A 17,573-nucleotide genomic window follows, 5' to 3' on the forward strand; every position below is an offset into this window, starting at 1 on the left:
TAAGAGAGACTCGCTGACGTTACGCCCTCGCCGGCAAGCCGGCTCCTACAGGTGGGTGTTTTTAGAAGGTGGTGCGCACACCAAACTGCACACTGCGCCCCGGCGCTGGCGCGATGTCGCGCAGGATCGAGCTGGCATACCGCACGGTCTGGTTCGTCAGGTTTTCACCGTTCACAAACGCCAGCCACTGGCTGCTGCCCACATTGAAGCGATACCCCGCGCTCGCCCCCAGCGTGGTGTAGCCGTCGGTGCCGCTCTCGTTGTCCGGTGCACGGCCTTGGCCTGCGGCATGTTCCACGTCGATACGTGCCTGCCACCGGTCCAGTTCCCACAGCAGCCCGCTGTTCAGGCGCAGCGGGGCGATACGGGGCAAGGCTTCGCCGGTGTCCAGGTTGGTGGCGCGGGTGTAATCGCCCGACAGTTCCAAGGCGAATTTGCCGTAGGCGCTTTCGCCGAGCTTCCAGTGATCCTGGGCTTCGAAGCCGGCGAAACGGGCACGCACGCCTGAGTATTTGTATTCAGGAATGCCTGCAGCGTCTTCTTCGCCTTCATCGTTCAGCGTGCGGCCGGTGCCCAACAAACCGATGTAGTTGGAGAAGCGGCTGTAGAACACGCCGAAGCTGCCTTTGTGGGTGCCATTGTCAAAACGCAGGGCCAGGTCGCTGGACACGGCTTTCTCTTTCGACAGGTTGGCGTCGCCCAATTCGTAGGTGCCGGTGGCAACGTGGGCGCCGTTGGCGTACAGCTCGTAGAACGTTGGCGCGCGCTCGGTGTAACCCAGGGTTGCGGCCAGGGACCAGACCGGCGTGAGGGTGTAGACCGCGCCCGACGACAGGCTGCCAGCGGTGAAGTCATTGGACTTGTCGGCACCGGCAAAGCGCGCGTTGCCCTTGGCATCCGGGTCGACTGTGGTGTGTTCCAGGCGCCCGCCGAGGCTGAGTTTCAGGCGCTCGGTGGCTTGCATTTCTTCAAGGATGAACAGCGCACCAGCATTGGTGTCGGTCTGCGGCACGAAGGCCTCTTCGCCCAAGGCCGAGAACTCGTTGCGGGTCACCTGGGCGCCGACCACGCCATCAAACGGGCCGATGGGTTGGTGGCGGGCTTCCACGCGGGCTTCATAGCCTTTGTTCTTGAAGATCGTGCCGGTTTCACCGCCTTCGATTTCACGGTGCTCGTAGTCGGTGTAGCCCGCGTCGAGTTTCACCGAGGTGAACGGGCCTTGCAGGTTGCGGATCTCGGACGCGAACGCGTAGTGATCCTGCTTCATGCGAATGCGCACATCCTGCTCGGCGGGGGAGCCGTAGTTGCTGTCGTAGTTGCTGTAGGACAGCCCGGCGTAACCGTCGTCCCAGGTGTAGGAACCGCCCACCGCGCCGCCGTCCTGGCGCCCGTCGCTGTTGCCCAGGCGGCCGTTTTTGCCGGGGCCGTCTTCACTCTCCGGTGCGTGGCGGCTGCGGGCGTAGCCAGGGATTTTCAGGTCGTTGAATTCCCGCGCGTTGGCGTCCAGGTGCAAGGCGAAGGTGCCGTTGCCGGCTTCCAGTTTGCCGGCGCTGCTGCGGGTGGTGTCGGCGCCGCCGTAACGCAACTCACCGGCACCGTGGATGCCTTCGATGGCTTCGGTGGGGATGCGGTTGTCGAAGGTATTGACCACGCCGCCGATGGCGCTGCCGCCGTACAGCAAAGCCGCCGGGCCGCGCACGATTTCGATGCGGTCGACGTTGACCGGGTCCAGCGGCACGGCGTGGTCGTAGGACAGCGACGAAGCGTCCAGTGCGCCCACGCCGTTACGCAGCAGGCGGATGCGGTCGCCGTCCTGGCCACGGATGATCGGCCGGCTGGCCCCCGGGCCGAAGTACGAGGACGACACGCCCGGCTGCTTGTTGAGGGTTTCACCGAGGCTGCCTTTTTGTTGCAGGGTCAGGTCATCACCTTCCAGCACGGTGGTCGGCGAGGCAAGTTGCTCGCTGCCCAGCGGGTTACCGGTGATGACTTGGGGTTGCAGTTCCAGGGCCTGGGTGTGGGAGCTGATCAATAGGGCGGCGGCAAGCGGGGACAAGCGCCACAGTGAGGAGAGGGACATCGGGACATTCCTTGGCAAAACGGCAAAAAGAGAAGGCTTAAAACGGTTTCGAGCGCGTTACTTTTCATAACAATCTGATAAGTATCGTTACAATATAACATCTCTTTTTTCGCTGAAAAGGGGAACTTTTCCCAAGGGTCTATATTCAATGCGGTGCTTCCACCTGCACGCCCCGTCGGCTAAGGTGCGCGGCTGTATTTCCTCTTATTGCAAAAGGCCCGGCATGACCGCGACAAGCAACGACCCTCTTCACGGCGTGACCCTGCAGCACGTGCTCACCACCCTGGTGGAACACTACGAATGGTCGGGGCTGGCCGAGCGCATTGATATTCGCTGCTTCAAGAGCGATCCGAGCATCAAGTCGAGCCTGACCTTCCTGCGTAAAACCCCCTGGGCGCGGGAGAAGGTCGAAGGGTTGTACGTCAAGCTGATGCGCACCAAACGCCCGCTGGACTGACCCCATGAAGCGGTTCGTGGCGGCTGCGGCGTTGGCCGGTTGGGTGGGGTTGGCGATCCAGCAATACCTGATCTTCTATTCGCGCTGGACCAGCGGCGCCAGCCTGCTGGGCGGGCTGATCAACTTTTTCAGTTTCTTCACGGTACTGACCAACACCTTGGTGGTGGTGGTGCTGAGCTATGCGCTGGTGGATCGCGATTCAGCGGCGAAGCGCTTTTTTCTCGCGCCCAAAACCAGCAGTGGCATCGCCGTGAGCATCGCGGTGGTGAGCCTGGCCTACAACCTGTTGCTGCGGCATTTGTGGCAGCCCGAAGGCTTTCAATTCATCGCCGACGAATTGCTCCACGACGTGATGCCGGTGCTGTTTTTACTCTACTGGTGGCGCTGCGTGCCCAAGGGAACCCTGCGCCTCAGGCACATCGGCGCCTGGGTGCTGTACCCGTTGGTGTACTTTGCCTATGTGCTGCTGCGGGGGCATTTGCTCGGGCAGTATCAGTACCCGTTCATTGACGTGGACACCTTGGGTTATCCACAGGTGTTCGTGAACGCCGGGCAGATTTTGGCGGGGTTTGTGCTGATTGCGCTTGTGGTGGTGGGGCTGGATCGAGCGCTAAAACCTGCACGCTAATCTGTAGGAGCCGGCTTGCCGGCGATCGCGGTGTGTCAGGTATACCGCCATCGCCGGCAAGCCGGCTCCTACAGGTCAGGGGTCAGGCCTGCCAATAGCCCACGGCCTTGAGGTAGTCCTCATTGATCTTGTGGGTGTCCAACAGCACGCGCCGAACCTGGCGCGACAACTTGGTTTCGGTGGCCACGAAGCTGTACAGCGAACCAGCCGGCAGCGTCAGCTTCTGCACTGTATCGAGCAGGTCGTCCTGACCGCGAATCACCCAGATCACTTCCACATCGGCAGCGCTTTGCAGCGCCTGTTTTTCCGCCGCATTGGCGATTTCGATTACCGCCAATACAGTGCGCCCAGCGGGCAGTTCTTCGAGGCGCCGAGCGATGGCGGGCAGGGCGGTTTCATCGCCGATCAGCAGGTAGCTGTCGAAGATATCCGGCACGATCATCGAGCCCCGTGGCCCGCCGATGTACAGGTGCTGGCCGACCTGCACCTGGTCGGCCCAGGTGGACGCAGGGCCATCGCCGTGCAGCACGAAGTCGATGTCCAACTCGCCGGTGCTCAGGTCGAAACGCCGTGGCGTGTAGTCGCGCATCGGCGGTTGCGGGCCGTCGCCTTTGATGGTGAAGGTCGGGCTTTCCAGCGCTGCCTGTTCCTCGGGGTTCTGCGGGAACAGCAGCTTGATGTGATCGTCGCTGCCCAGGCTGACAAAGCCCGCCAGTTCAGGCCCGCCCAGGGTGATGCGACGCATGCGCGGGGTGATGTCGACCACCCGCAGGACTTCGAGGCGGCGACGTTTGATTTCGTGGGTCACGCGGTGGATAACTTGCGTATTCATTGAGCTTTCCCGTCGGCGATGGATTGGGCGGTGCTGTTGAGCAGCGCCGCGACACGAACGATTTCTTCCGGGCTCCAGCGCCCGTGGTGCGAGTGCAGGGCATGACGCAGGTTGTGCACCGCCTCGTGGATTTCCGGCGGGCGGTCATGGCCCCGCAACGAGCGCTTGCTCACATCAATGCGCATGCGTACGCCGTCCAGGGCCACCTGTTGCTCGCTTAAGAAGAGACGGCCGGCGTCGGTGATTGTGTAGCGTTTTTTTCCGCCTTCGGCGTCGCCCTGGATCAAATCGCTTTCTTCCAGGAAGGTCAGCGTCGGGTAGATCACGCCGGGGCTGGGGGTGTAAGCGCCGTCGAAAAGGCTTTCGATGCGGCGGATCAAGTCGTAGCCATGACACGGCTGTTCGGCGATCAACGCGGGCAGCAACAGCTTCAAGTCGCCGGGTGCGAATACACGCGGGCCTCGGCCGCCGCCGCGCTCACGGCGAGGGTCGAAGCCGTCGCGCTGGTGGGGATGGTCTCTCATGGTCAGTGACTCCTGAGCGGGTTTAGATATAACGTAAGATATATCTTTTGGTGTGACAAACGTTTCTGACCAACGGTCGATGCCACGTCACGGTGCCCCGCTTATTCATCCTCCGTCGGCGTGCCGTGCCCGCTTTCATAGTCACTCAGGCGCGCCAGAAATTGACAGGTCAAGCGACGGGCCAGGGTCTGCTCGCTGGGGCTGTCTTCACTGAAGCCTGCTGCGAGCAGGTGTTCGTAGGTGCGTGCCGACATCGGCGCGCCGCTCAACACGTCGGCGTGGTTGACCTTGAGGGTGTCGGCCAGGGCGAGCAGGCCTGGCGCGAGTATTTCGCGCTCTGCAGGTTCGGCACTGGCCCATGCGTTCTGGGCGAACATCAGGTCGTCCAACGGGCCCATCAACGCCTCGGCCCGTTCGCGGCTGGCCTGGAACAGGTCGGCGTGGCGTTCGCGCAGGAAGGTGTCCCAGAACGGCTGTTCAAGCATGCCGTCGGCCAGCCCATCACCTGCTTCCAGGCCAGTGACCTCGTCGTAGGCTTCATTGAGACGGGCCTCGCCAACGCCCGAGGTCAACCGGTAGGTCATGTGCTCGGACACCCACGGCAAGTCGAGCCGGCGCTGAAGCCCGCTCTGATATGCCAGGTACACCTCCACTTCGTCGACACTGCCGGGCAGGCCAGCGACCACTTCGTGATTGAAGCGCAGGCCCAGGCCGCCTCGGTCTGTCGGAGTGACGCGATGGCGGATGTCGGCACGGGCTACCTGGTTCAGACGGTCCAGGCGCGCCTTGCCCCGGGCCAGCTGCGTCAGCTGTACGTCGTGCAACGGGCCGTGCGGGTGTTCGCCGATCTCGGCCAGTTGCACTTCCAGGCCCATCGCGTTGAACAGATGGGCGCCGGCATCGGCACAGGTGACCGGGTTGTCCGCCAGGGTGAATAAACGTGAGCGCAAGGTTTCGTCCCGTTGCATGGCCAGCAGCATGCGCCAGACCTTGCTGGTCAATGCTTTGCGATTGAGTCGATAAAGCCGGGCATCGTCCAGCACTTCAAAGAACTCTGGAGGCTCCAGGCTCTTGATGACTTCGAGGAATCCCTGGGAACCGTGTTCGTGTTCGACCTCCTCCCAAAGCTGGGCGAGCCAGGGCTGATGGGCCTGTGGCTCGGTCTTGAGCCAGAACTCGGCATCGCCTTTGGGCGGGTAGCTGCGATAGGGGTCGAACCCGGCTTCCAGGCGATAGCTGATCAACTGCTTCTCGGCCTCCGGGGTCAGGCGGTTACGGTCCAGCCTGACTTGCGCAATCAGTTCGGCCTCGGGCGCCCAGGGCAGAAACTGCGGGATGCGTTCAATGGCGGTATTACGCAGGTCGAGCAGGAATTGCGCGGTGCGCGGCAGTTCAAACAAACCGTCGGGCCAGTCATTGATGCCGGTATTGCGCAAAATCAGCGAATGCAACGCAGGCAAGCGACCTATGGGCGGTGCGCGGGTGAGTTCCCGGTTGTCAGCCAGGGACAGGAACTGCAACGGGCGCAGGCTGGCCAGTTGATCCAGGTCGCGGTTGACCCAGCGGATAGGATTGCCGCTCAGGTCCAAGTGACTCAGTGACGCCATCGGTGCGATCTGCGGGGGCAGTTGGGTGAGCAGGTTGCGTTGCAGGTTCAATCCACGCAGTTGGGTGAAGTGCGAGAGGAAGGGCGTATCGCTGTCCAGCAAGTCAGCGTTGATCAACTCCAGGTGCGTGATATGGCTGAAGTCTGCCTGCAACCGCAGGTTACCCAACAGGCCGGACAGGCGTATGCCATTGAACAAAAGGCCGCAGCCTTCGGCGGGTGGGTTGATGTTCTGCTCCCAGGCATACAGCAAGTCCTTGGTCAGGTTCAGGCGTCGTTGGCGGTCAACCGGTTGATCGTGAGGTTCGGTTGCCTTCATCCAGGTGCTCAGGTCCTGTTGCAGCGTGGCTTTTTCAACCACCCGGGCCTCAAAACGCGCCAGCCATTGCGAGTCTTCGAGGCTGCCCAGGCAGGCGTCGATGTCGGCGCGTGAGGCGCGGGGGTACAGGTTTTTCACACGTTCTTCCAGGGACTCGGGGAACAACCGGCAAAACCACTGGCGCACCGGCAGCATGGGTTTTTGCAGCAGTACCTGCGTATCTCGTGCAGGGGTGGGGGCCGTCTCGGCGCCGGCCAGCGCGGTGCGCCGTTGCTCCGGAGTGCGCAGGTGTTCCGTCACCCAGGCCTTGAAGTGCTCAGCGTCGACGCCCAGTGCCACACGTTCGTCGGCGGGTAACGCGTGCAGTACCGCCTCGAAGAAGTCGCTGTAGGGCGCTGATAGCGGGCGTTGTTGCGCGTAGAGCTGGTAGTGCCCATCGGTTCTGACCAGCGTCTGCATGTGACGGGCGTCTGCCGGCCCGGCGCTGGCGCGTACGGTGGCTCGGGGATGGTGCGGGCGCACTTCGATGCGGGTGTGCGCCAGTGCATTGCTGTGCAGCTGCAGGATGCGTAGCACCATCTGTTCGGTGTTGGCGTCCAGCATCGACGGTGTATGGAACCCTTGCAGGCCGCGGGCGGTGCGGGTTTGTAAATGCAGTTCACGGGCGATGTTTTTCAAGCGCAGCGGCAAGCGTCGTTCGGTCTCCAGAATCGCCCGTTCGTCCGGACGCGCCAGGCTCAGGACATGCTGCACCACGCTGTCCGGGAGGTCTGGGAAAACCTCTCGCACCCGTGCGGCGAGTTCGCTGCCGGCGTTTTCACTGTGGCGATAGAGGTAGTCAAATACCGAGGCCTGACGCTGCGTGAGCAGTCGCGCAAGTCTTTCGCGCAGAGCCTCAATGCAAGCCTGACGCTCGACGGGCAGTTCGCCCAGCAGCGCGTGCAGCTCTGGTGAGGAAAGCGTACTCACCAGTCGCTCAGGCAACTTGCCTTGGTTCAAGTCGTGGCGACTGATATCAAGGGTACGGCTCGCATCTTGAGCGCCGAAGCGCATGGGCACGCCGCTGAGATCGGCGTTTTCAAACACGGCTATCTGCACTTGGGCCGGCCAGCCGGGCAGTTCGAGCGCCAGATGCGGGCTCCAGTAAGTGTCGTCGTCTACCGGTTCGCCCTGGCGCAAGCGCATGGGCAGTTCGCCGGCCTGTTGGTTCAATCGCGTGCGTTTGAGGGTGTCGGCCAGTATCGGGCTTGGCGGGTTATCGGTCTGGATCGCGCGCAAGGTGTCGTGATCCAACCCACTGGCAGCCAGGATCTCCTGCTGTTGTTCACGGCTGAAAGGACCCAGCTCACGCAGACGGCGCTGATCGGTCCAGGCCCGGGGCGTGCTGTTCAGTTGGATCGGTGGCGCGTACGCATCGGCGCGTGTGGGGTGCGTTATGCATTGCTCGCCTCGGGCTTCGTCACGTTCGACCGTGTAATACCGACCGTCCACCGGCAGAAGGTGACGCCCTTCGTGCAGGTGCAGCCCCTCTTCATCCGGTAAAGATTGCGGCGCCAACTGCACATTGTGTTGCTCATAAACGGCAGGGTCGGCGTGCCACAGGCGTTTGCGCCCCTGCACTTCGATCACCTTGAGCTGATTGACGAACGCCGATTGCACCAGCGTCGTGGCCGCGCCGAACGCGGCCAGTTGGGCCACTTCGTTGAGTACATCCAACAGGTGGGTGGTTGCTTCCAGCGCCTGGCCCTCGGCCAGGTCCAAGGCACCTTCGACGACTTCGTCGAGCAGTTGCCAGGCGGTGTACGCCAGCATGACCTCACCCAACAACGGCACAAAGGGCGTGGCGACCAGCAAGGCGGCGTTGAGGATATCGCTGAGCAATTGGCTGGCATTGTCCCACCAGGCCCAGCGTGCCTTGCTGTCGGCATCGGCGGTGGAGACAGCGAGTTCGCGGCCGTCATTGAGGATCTTGTCGAGGCTGCGTTGGTAGAGAAAGGTCCAGAGTTCGCCGTCGATACGCACGGCGGCAAATGCCAGCTGCGGTTTTTCGATGGGGGTGTCGCGCCACGGCGGACGCCTATCGATGACGTCCTGGTGCGGGTGGTACTGGATGCGGCTCAAACGTTGCGCCAGGGTGCTGAAAAAGCGCCCGCGTTGTTGATGATCGACGAACTGGCTGAAGAACGTGCGGTAGTCGTTATCTTGCAGGCGAGCGGTGAGCGCGAGCATGAAGGCGTGTGTATCGGCATAGGCCTTCAACGGGGTCTGCGGGTCGTGGGGAATGTAGACGATCACGCGGGAGGGGTGCCTGGCGCGATCCAGGTCAGCAGCGATCAACAGAATGCCGGTGAGCACCGTATCGAGCATTTGCAAGCGATAGCACTGCATCGCGCCGCGCTCGCCCTTGAGCGTGTGTTGCAGCAAGTGAAATACCGCAGCATCGATTTCACCCCGGTGCAGTGCCAGATGGGCCGCAGCATTGAGCATGGCTTGCTGGCTGGCGATCACCTCGCGCTGCAGTATGCCTGGGTCTTTGGGTAACAGGTGTTCACGCAGATGTTGTTGATAGCGTGCGCCCAGGTCCAGGTCGCGACACAGTGCGATGAACTGCGCAATGCTCATCTGTTGGTGCAGGGGCAGGATCCTGAAGTGCCGGCGGGCGTCCGGCCGAGTGATGTAGCACGAGGTGTCGATGAAGGTTTCGTGACGGGCGAAGTTGTGCAGCGCTGCATCGAGCAGCGACACGGTTCGGCTGACGCTGCCTTTCAACAGCCACCCCTTGCCGATATGCAGGTACAGGTAGGTGGCGCGCACGTCGAGGTCCAGCCCATGCCTCGCCCTCAGGGCGTCGACCAGCAGTGGCTCGGCAAAAGCGTGTACGTCCTGCAGGTTTTTGAGGCGCTGGTCGACGCTGTTTTGCCTCGCCCAGGCCTGGGCGTTGGCGGCCTTGAGGGCGGCGGGAGTATTGGCGAACAGTGTCGGTGTGACTTGACGCAAGGCCTGGGCCCTGTGCACAGACGTTTGACTGAGCCAATCGGGCAGGCGTTGTTGGATCAATGGGTAATGCGGACCTTTGTCCACAGGTGGAGAAGGCATGGCGGCAGACCTTGAAAACACAAAGGCCGCGAGCTTAGGTCGGTAAGTTGCGCAACCGGGATTACATAGTTAGGCGTCATCTGAAAACGCGGCGAGCACCGAGCTAACTGTGTAGTGCCAATCGTGATTGGCGCCGAGCTAGCGTGGTGTTTTGAGCCCGATGAGAGTCCTGTGATGCCTGCTGCCGATACCCGTCCGACTTCACTGCGCCAACAGCATGTGGATCAGATTCAAACCCTGCTGAGTCCGCGACCGTCGCTGTCGGTCGTCGCGCAGGACAGTGCTGATGCCTACCTGCAAGTGCATTGGGGGGAGCACAGGTACAGCGCCGCTCGAATCTATCTGGCTACCGATGACGGGCCCTATCGCTCGTTGCCCGATCTGCTCCTGGAGCGACTGGCGATGGGCCGCCCAATGTTATTGGAAGAGGGCGTGCACCAAGTGGTTCGACGTGTACGAGAAACCTACGAGCCGGCAGGGCCCAGCCTTGCTGAGCTGGAGGTATTGATCAACGGGTGCGGTGCTGGCCTGCTCGGTTTCTATTCACGGCGCCTGCAAGCCTGGTGGGGCGAATCGCTGCCAGTGAACATGACGCGATGGGGCTATGTGTCCGATCAGTTGCTGGCCATGCTTTACGATTCGCCTGCCCCTCCTGGAATGAGTCAGGCTCGGTTTGCCGAGCTTTTTCCCAAAGCGCAACTGCATGCACGCCGTCCCACGCGGGAGTGGAGTGCCCAAAGCCAGACGCTGACCGTGCAGACTCTGCATCTGCGCCAAGGGCAATCCGTACACAGTTTGCCGCTGCTGCTGTTTACCCCCAAAGACGGACACCCCCTGCTGTTCAGCCCCGCCAGCGGTCTTCACCTGCTGGACAACCCGGATCAGGTCCAGGCGCTGTTGCCGGCCTACACCAGCCCCTTGCTTGGCGAGGCGGGCGGGCAATGGTTTGCCCTGCCCGTACAAGGTGATCCGTTCGATGCGCTGGCTGCCAGTTACCTGGAGCGCCAGCTGCTGGAGATCGCCCATATCGACACTCGGTTGCCGCGTACGGCGCACGATTACCGGGCCATGTTGGACATCATCACCGACAGTCGGCGCTGGTTTGTGCCGAGCCTGAATACGCGCCAGCAACGCCTGTTCGAACAGTTGCCGTTATGGCTGGCACAGGCACCGCAGGAGGATGCCGTGCTGTGCGCGCAGCTGCTCCAGGCCTCGGTGCTGGCCAGGCAGCACAGTGGCGCACTGGATTTTCTTGAGGGTATTCCCACCTTGCAAGCCTATGCCGATGAGCACTTGGGGGCGTGCCTGGCCAGGCACCCTCAGGCCGGCAAGCTCGCTCCCGGTGATATCCGGTTGACCTTCAGCCGGGTGATCGCTGCTGCTGTGCCTGTACCGGGAGGATTTGTTGCCGGAGAAGTGCAAACCCTTGATGTCAGCCTGACCGAGCTGGCCCTGGAACGCCTCGGCGGGTTCAACGCCACGCCCAAGACCATCACCCTCAACGGCAACGCGGCACCCACATGGCTGACGTATGAGTGGCTCGAGTCGTGCGTGAACCACGTCGATATCGGCCAGCACTACCCGGCGTTGCTGAAAAAGCAGCTGTTGGAGGACGCTGAACAAGCGGCCAGACGTCGGAGGTTGTTCAGCGATCAGGTGCGTATCCAACTGCCGATGCTGGCGCTGGAGGCGCACCTCAAGGGCGAGCATGGGCTGACCCACACGGGTCTGCGCCGCATACAGGCGGCGCTGCAAACCGGCGTGGCGCAGCATCAAGTCGATGGTCAAACGATGACGGTGTGGCCGCTGGCGTTCAAGGCCTCTGCCGAGGCTGCCGCAGACGAGGTGGCCAACATGTTCATCATCGGTCCTGCCGATGGCGAGGCTGGCCCCCATGTGCTGTATCGCCCGCTGTACACCCCGGTGTTGCAGCAATACGCGTCGCTGCCCGAGCTGCTCGATGCTATCGCTCGCCCCGGCCCCTTGCAGGACAGCGTGTTGACTTGGTTGGAACCTAGGCGTCAAGCGGTGTACGCCAATGGGGGCTTTCGCGAGCCGCATATCCGGCATTTCCTGGCGGGCGATGAGTTTGCCACCTATGAAAAACCTGCTCCTGCGCGCTTGAGCAAACGGGTGGCCGAGGCGGACCCCGCCGCGCAGTTGTTCAGCGCCATGGCCCAGGCGCTGGTGACCCTGGCGGACCGGCAGACCCTCTCGAATGCCGAGCAACGCTGGGCGGGCTTCAAGCAATTGGGCTGGCTGCTGTTTGGCATCGTGCAGCCTTTGCTCAGCGGGCCGCTGATGTTGGCCGGGTGGTTGGTGCAACTGATCGACAGTACGCAGCAGGACATGGCGGGGCTGCACGGCACCGATCCTCAGGCAAGAAATGCTGCGCTGGTCGATCTGCTGGCCAACCTGATGGTCGTCATTGCGCACCAGGCAGCGCCCCATGATGCGCAACATCCCCTCGAACTCGAACACGCCGCTTTCGGCCCCTTGGCGGCTGTCGAGCCGGCGCCGTTGCCGCCTGTTCGTATCCCGCCACCCGCGCAGTTCACCGCCCCGGCAGGGTGGGCCAATGCACGTCATACCCTGACCCCGGAGCTTGCAGGGCGACTGCGGGCCTTGAGCCTGAAAACCTTCGCTGAGCCCTGGCCGGCCCTGTTGCCGGGCGCCGAAACCTCCGGGCCCTGGCAAGGTTTGTTGCACAGTGCAAACCAATGGCAGGCGCTGGTCCGTGGCCAGCAGTTCCGGGTAAGGGTGGAGCGCGGGCGGGTCAGGGTCATCAGTGCTGATGGCAGCCGTCCCGGGCCCTGGCTCAAGCACCTTGGCCAGGGCCGCTGGGATCTGGATTTGCAACTGCGCTTGAGCGGCGGTGCGGGCGATAGGGTTGTGCAAGTGACCGCCGACCAGCGCCCGCAGCTGGAACAGCACTACCAACAGGCTCGGCGTGATCGCGCGCGCGCCCAAGCCAGCCTGGAAGTCGCACGCAGCCTGCTCAACGGGCCTGAGGGCGTGGTGGATGAACGCCAACGTAGCCAGCTCAAGTCCCGTTATTTCAAGGCATTGACGGAAAAGCTGCAGTTTTGCCAGGACGAGTTGCACTTGTTACGACAATTGCGCGAGCTGGCGCCGCGGCCGCGTTACGAGGACGAGTTGAGCGAGGTGTTGGAGTCGACCGTGCTGACCACGCAGTTACTGGATGCGATGGTGCGCAGGCAATTGCAAGAGGGTAATGAGCGCCTGCGGCCACTGCTGGAAACGTTGCAAACCGACCCGCAGGCGTCTGGCCACACGGAACTGAACAAGGGCATGCGTGAGCTGGCGGCGATCCACGACAGCGCCATTCGTTGGCGCATGCTCGAGCAGCGCTACCTTGAGGAGCTGCGTGGGGTGCCGCGCGTCGGCCGGGACAAAGCCCAGGCGTTGGCCAACGTCATGCCCGTGCGTCCATCAGTAGCAGACCTGCAATCCCTGCAACTGACCACGTTGTGGGGCATTGCCATCGATGTGCCAAGCCCGTCTTTGGAGGACGATTTCTACGCGAACCTGAGTGCCACGGTTGACCGCGCCCGGTGGGCCAGTCGCGCCTTTGCCGATCTACCGCAATTGAGTGCCGGGTCTACCGAACGCGTCGAGCTGCTCGACAGCATTGACCACGTTTTTGCGCAGACCGATGACCGCATCGAATTCTGGCGTGCCATGGAACCTGACAAATTTGATCTTGATTATCTGCAACAGCTGCAGGAGTTGCTGGCCACTCTGCACCGGCAAGTGCAGACGCAGTTGGAGTCGCTGTTGCAACCTGACGCCAGCGAGTCGTCCGTGGTCAAGGCACCTGCAGCTGCTGGTCGCGGTGGCAAGATCATTCGTACGCGTAATCGTGACCTCTTGGTCGCGCGCCTGAGCCCGGAACCCATGACCGTGCAGACGGTACAGGTGCATGACGCAGAGGGTGGTGTGATCGGTACGTTCACCGAAGCCGATGACGGCATCTGGGATCAGCGCGTCAACCCCGCACTCTTGCGCCCGGACCCCGAACTGGGGGCACTGATGAAAAAGTCCGGGGTGTTGTTGCACGACGTGGACAAAGCCATTTCCCGGGTTGAAGGCATGGTCGAACGGGCTAACGATCCGGCGTCGCTTCAAGAGTTGCTCCAGGCTGAGGCGCGCAGCCGGACCTGGGCCGCCGATGCGATCGCGCGCAAGTTGCGTGAATCGGGTGGTACGCGCCTGGCCGCCGTGCAGCAGGCCAATGCGCGGGCCGCCGAAACCCAGCTTCGCGCCGCAGTGGCCAAGTTGGAGCAAGCCGGCTTGAGCGCACGCATTCGCGCCACTCTGTTGCGGCCCGTCAGCCAGGAGGATGTGGCGTTCCTGCACAGCCAGGGTGAAGTCCGCATTGTTCGCAAAGGGCCACGGGTGGCGCTGAAGGGCCGGCGCGACGACTACTTGCAGGTGTACGCAGTCAACGACGTGCACAGCGCAAAGCCGGTGTGTTTTGCGCATTTTCATTACGCCCGGCGTGAAGGTCCGGATGATCATTTCACCGCCGCCCACCTCAAGAGCCCCGAGCAGGAGCGCCTCGGCCGACAGGCCCAGGCGCAGGCCGAAGCCTTGGCATTTGCGCAAATGCGCAGTGGTCAGGGCGGCCGTGCGGTGCAGACCTTACAGATCCGCCGCGCGCAGATCGGATTGGCCCTGGCCCGCCGGTTGTTTTTCAGCGTCGACTGATGGCGTGCACAAGGTGTGGTCGCCGGGTTGCAGGTACGGCATCAGGATGGGGGCCATGCCCTTGAGCACCTGCACCGGCAATGCCGAGGTGAAGGTGAAATGCTCGGCCGATTGACCGGGGACGAACGCCGTCAATGTGCCGAAATGGTGTTCGCCCAGGTAGAACACAAAGGTGGCGGTACGGTTGATGGATTTGGAACTGAGGATGCGCCCACCGGCGCCGATGGCCTCGATGCGGTTGTCCCCGGTACCGGTTTTACCGCCCATGGCCAGTGGTGTGCCGTCGGCCAGCTTGAAACTGCCGGCCACGCGCTTGGCGGTACCGGCGTCCACCACTTGGGATAAGGCACCACGCAAGGCCCGGGCCACCTCTACCGGAATCACTTGCTTGCCCGGTGCCGGGTCGTTGACGACTTGGGTTTCATAAGGTGTATCGGCGGCAAAGCGCAGAGTGTCGATGCGCAGCACTTTGGGGCGCACACCGTCGTTGAGGATGATGCCCATCAGTTCGGCCAACGCTGCCGGGCGGTCGCCGGAACTGCCGATGGCCGTGGCCAGGGACGGCACCAGATGATCAAACGGATAGCCAACCGCCCGCCAGCGTTGGTGAATATCCAGGAACGCCTCGATCTCCAGCATGGTGCGGATACGGCTGTCACGCGCGCTTTGATGGCGGCTTTTGAACAGCCAGCTGTACACCTCCTGGCGCTCGAACTGGCTGGCTTTGACCACCTCGCTGAAGGTCGCGTCGGGGTGATTGAGCAAGTAGCCGAGCAGCCATAGATCCAGCGGGTGGACTTTGGCGATGTAGCCTTGGTCGGGCAGGTCGTAGGTGCCCGGGCCGTAGTTTTTATAGAGTTTTTCGAGACGCTCATCGGTGAGTTTTTCGTTGGTTTTGACCCCGTTCAAGTGCGAGCGCACGAACAGGTTGAAGCTCTCCTGGCTGGCGTTGGGCAGCAGGTAGCGGTGCACGGCAGCCAGGCGGATCGGTGTAGGGCGCAGGCTGTCGAGGAAGGTTTCGAGGCGCGCCTGGGTGTCCTTCTTCTGGTACTTCTTCCAGAACTTGCTCAGGAAGGTGGTGCCTTCACGGTCAGCAAAACCGGCGAGGTATTCCTGGCGGCGCGGGTCGTTGTCGTCCTTGAGCAACTCGGCACTGTTGTTTTCGCCGGAGTAGGTCACATAGCGCACCACGTCGCGCATCAGGCGGATGAAGGGCAGGTTGATCGACTCGCGCAACGCGTCACGCAGTGTGGGGCTGCGGCCGTTGTCCTGGCTGCGGAAGTTATGGAAGTGGTGCAGGCCGCCACCGGTAAAGAAACTTTCGCCAGGGCTGGCTGAGTAAGTACGGTCGAGGGCGGCGTCGAGCATTTTGGCGAGCGATTTGTCCGGGGTCTGGATCAGGTAGTCCAGGGCCCATCGGCTGAGGCGGTCTTGTTCGTCCACCGGGACTTTTCTTAGCTCGGCGGGCGCTTTGGCGGCGTGCTTGTCGTGCAGCTCGCTGATGATTTGCAGGTAGGTGGTGAGCACCCGCAGCTTGGCGGTGGAGCCCAGTTCCAGCTTGCTGCCTTCGTTGATGTCGAAGGGCTGGTCGGTGTTGTCGGTCTGCACACGCACCCGTGAACCGTCTGGCGTCAGCTCGAAGAGCGTGAAGCTGTAGCGGACCTGGGCGGTGCTGGCCGGGGTGAGCAAGCGCTCGCCGAGCAGGCCGAGCTGGCGCGCGTAGTCGGGGTCGGCCAGGTGCTTGAGGTAGTCGCTGACCTGGCCCTGCAATTGCGCTTGCAAGGTAGTGGTAGCGGACAGGTCCAGGCGGTCGAGGTCGTACAGCGGTCGGTCGAGCAAGGCGGCCAGGCGGCTGCGGGCCACACTGATGCCTTTGTTGGTTTCGACGGGCTGCACCGTGGGTTGCTGCACCCAGTCGCGGTAAGTGACGTTGCTCGCCAGCGCGACCTTTAACAACGCCGGTGTGATCACGCCATTCTGGGCCAGCAGGCGCAGGTGGCTGTCGGTGAGCTGCGCCAGTTCATCGCGCCCCTTGGCCAGGTAATGGGAGGGGCGACGCTGAGCGATGATCAACGACAACACTTGGCGCAAGGCCAGGCCCTGTTCGGCGTTCACCGGCCCGCGCAGCGCCTGGTTGACCTGGTTGAAATCGGCGCCGTACCACACCCGCAAACCCTCGGCCATGCCGTGCACTTCGCCATGCCCGGGCACGGCGGACAGGGGCACACTGTTGAGGTAATCGCGCAGGATGTTCTTGCGGGCGGGCAGGGTGTCGGGGCCATCGTGGTAGGCGCGCACGGCGGCGGAAAACATCTGCCGCAGTTTTTCGCTGCCTGAAACCGTGAGGCCGTCCGGTGAGTGGCGATACTTTTCCAGCTGCGTCGCCAGGGTGCTGCCACCGGCACTCTGGCCGGGCAGGTGCAGCAGCTTGGCGACTTGTGACCAGGCGGCCTTGGCAAAGCGTGGCCAGTCTACCGCAGGGTTGGCCTGGGGTTGGGCGGGGTCGAGCAGGTCGCGGTTTTCAATAAACAAAAGGCTGCTGACCACCAGTGGCGGGATGGCGGCGAAACTGTCGTAGAGCTGTTGTGGGTAGTTGTATTGGTAGAGCGGCACCGCGCGGCAATCGGTGATCGACAGCCCGGCCTGGATTTTTTCTGCATAGGGCACAAACAGGCCCTTGGCGCTGTAGTCCATCAGTTCCGGGGAGAAGCGTGACTGGGCCTGGATGACATAACCACGTTTGAGCAGACGCGGCAGAAACGTGCCCAGGTCGCTGTAGCCCAGACGCCGGTCGAACGGGCCGGCGCCCGGATAGACCATGGCGTCGCTGGCGCCGGGTTTTACCTGGTAGGTGAGGTCGCGGGCCAGGCGGCTGAGTTCCTGGGCTTGCAGGCGCGAGGTGCGCATCTCTTTGGCTGCGGCGAAGCCCAGGGCAATCAACCCCATCACCACGATCAGCCAGAACAGCCGACGGCCGTAGCGGGGCCTGGGTTTATTTTTGGGTAAAGGCGCTGTGTCCGGACTGCCTTGTACTTTCGCAGCCTTGGTCGAATCGGTTTGCCACAGTGCGCCCATAGTCGATTGATCCCTACACGCAGATTGATCGGACTTGTTAGAAGCGTAGTCGCTGAGGGCTGCCTGTGAGGGAAATGTATTTTCCCGGCCAGAATCTCCTGATAGCTACGCCGTTCGGTGCGCTGCGTGACGTTTTGTCGCGTCAGGCAGGATAGATGCTCCTGTTAAATTGCAATCGGGCGAGCAATTAACCTAAATTGCCTCGCTTTTATAGTGAAAGACCCT

Annotated in this window: 8 protein-coding genes; 3 read left to right on the forward strand and 5 right to left on the reverse strand. The window is 62.5% G+C overall.

Annotated features, from left to right (window positions below; genetic code table 11):
- Window positions 1-61: 61 nt before the first annotated feature.
- Entirely contained in the window at window positions 62-2,080 is a 2,019-nt protein-coding gene (locus AC07OV_RS04405) for a TonB-dependent receptor (RefSeq protein WP_495091680.1), read from the reverse strand.
- Between the two features lie 223 nt (window positions 2,081-2,303).
- On the opposite strand from AC07OV_RS04405, the gene AC07OV_RS04410 reads away from it, so the two are divergent.
- Together AC07OV_RS04410 and AC07OV_RS04415 are read left to right on the forward strand one after the other, a co-directional pair.
- Complete coding sequence (locus AC07OV_RS04410; protein ID WP_003188882.1) at window positions 2,304-2,537, forward strand: VF530 family protein; 234 nt, start codon at window positions 2,304-2,306, stop codon at window positions 2,535-2,537.
- A gap of 4 nt (window positions 2,538-2,541) precedes the next feature.
- A complete protein-coding gene (locus AC07OV_RS04415) occupies window positions 2,542-3,165 on the forward strand; it encodes a Pr6Pr family membrane protein (RefSeq protein ID WP_494997753.1) in 624 nt (207 codons plus the stop codon).
- Window positions 3,166-3,247: 82 nt separating this feature from the next.
- Here AC07OV_RS04415 and AC07OV_RS04420 read toward each other — a convergent pair whose 3' ends face one another.
- The 3 genes from AC07OV_RS04420 to AC07OV_RS04430 all read right to left on the reverse strand — a co-directional run bounded on the left by AC07OV_RS04420 (window position 3,248) and on the right by AC07OV_RS04430 (window position 9,542).
- Window positions 3,248-3,997, reverse strand: a complete 750-nt coding sequence (locus AC07OV_RS04420; RefSeq protein WP_494997752.1) for a siderophore-interacting protein — start codon at window positions 3,995-3,997, stop codon at window positions 3,248-3,250.
- Window positions 3,994-4,521, reverse strand: coding sequence for a PadR family transcriptional regulator (locus AC07OV_RS04425; protein ID WP_176994902.1), 528 nt, complete (start codon window positions 4,519-4,521; stop codon window positions 3,994-3,996). Before AC07OV_RS04425 ends, AC07OV_RS04420 begins: the two co-directional genes overlap by 4 nt.
- A 101-nt stretch (window positions 4,522-4,622) precedes the next feature.
- Window positions 4,623-9,542, reverse strand: a complete 4,920-nt coding sequence (locus AC07OV_RS04430) for an NEL-type E3 ubiquitin ligase domain-containing protein (protein ID WP_495091681.1) — start codon at window positions 9,540-9,542, stop codon at window positions 4,623-4,625.
- A 174-nt stretch (window positions 9,543-9,716) separates the two neighbouring features.
- Between AC07OV_RS04430 and AC07OV_RS04435 the strand changes: the two genes are divergently transcribed.
- Window positions 9,717-14,273 carry a hypothetical protein gene (locus tag AC07OV_RS04435; protein ID WP_495091682.1) on the forward strand — a complete coding sequence of 1,519 codons (4,557 nt, stop codon included), beginning with the start codon at window positions 9,717-9,719 and terminating at the stop codon, window positions 14,271-14,273.
- Here the strand turns inward: AC07OV_RS04435 and AC07OV_RS04440 are convergent.
- Window positions 14,208-17,348 (reverse strand): transglycosylase domain-containing protein, encoded by a 3,141-nt coding sequence (locus AC07OV_RS04440; RefSeq protein WP_495091683.1) that lies wholly within the window; start codon window positions 17,346-17,348, stop codon window positions 14,208-14,210. The genes AC07OV_RS04435 and AC07OV_RS04440 overlap by 66 nt on opposite strands.
- Between the last annotated feature and the right edge of the window lie 225 nt (window positions 17,349-17,573).

The sequence above is a fragment of the Pseudomonas sp. GW821-FHT09A09 genome (assembly GCF_059418405.1).

Bases quoted from the DNA above. Each gene is read 5' to 3' on its own strand.
- AC07OV_RS04435 (WP_495091682.1), top strand. From the start codon at position 9,717: ATGCCTGCTGCCGATACCCGTCCGACTTCACTGCGCCAACAGCATGTG.
- AC07OV_RS04440 (WP_495091683.1), bottom strand. From the start codon at position 17,348: ATGGGCGCACTGTGGCAAACCGATTCGACCAAGGCTGCGAAAGTACAA.
- AC07OV_RS04405 (WP_495091680.1), bottom strand. From the start codon at position 2,080: ATGTCCCTCTCCTCACTGTGGCGCTTGTCCCCGCTTGCCGCCGCCCTA.
- AC07OV_RS04430 (WP_495091681.1), bottom strand. From the start codon at position 9,542: ATGCCTTCTCCACCTGTGGACAAAGGTCCGCATTACCCATTGATCCAA.
- AC07OV_RS04415 (WP_494997753.1), top strand. From the start codon at position 2,542: ATGAAGCGGTTCGTGGCGGCTGCGGCGTTGGCCGGTTGGGTGGGGTTG.
- AC07OV_RS04410 (WP_003188882.1), top strand. From the start codon at position 2,304: ATGACCGCGACAAGCAACGACCCTCTTCACGGCGTGACCCTGCAGCAC.
- AC07OV_RS04425 (WP_176994902.1), bottom strand. From the start codon at position 4,521: ATGAGAGACCATCCCCACCAGCGCGACGGCTTCGACCCTCGCCGTGAG.
- AC07OV_RS04420 (WP_494997752.1), bottom strand. From the start codon at position 3,997: ATGAATACGCAAGTTATCCACCGCGTGACCCACGAAATCAAACGTCGC.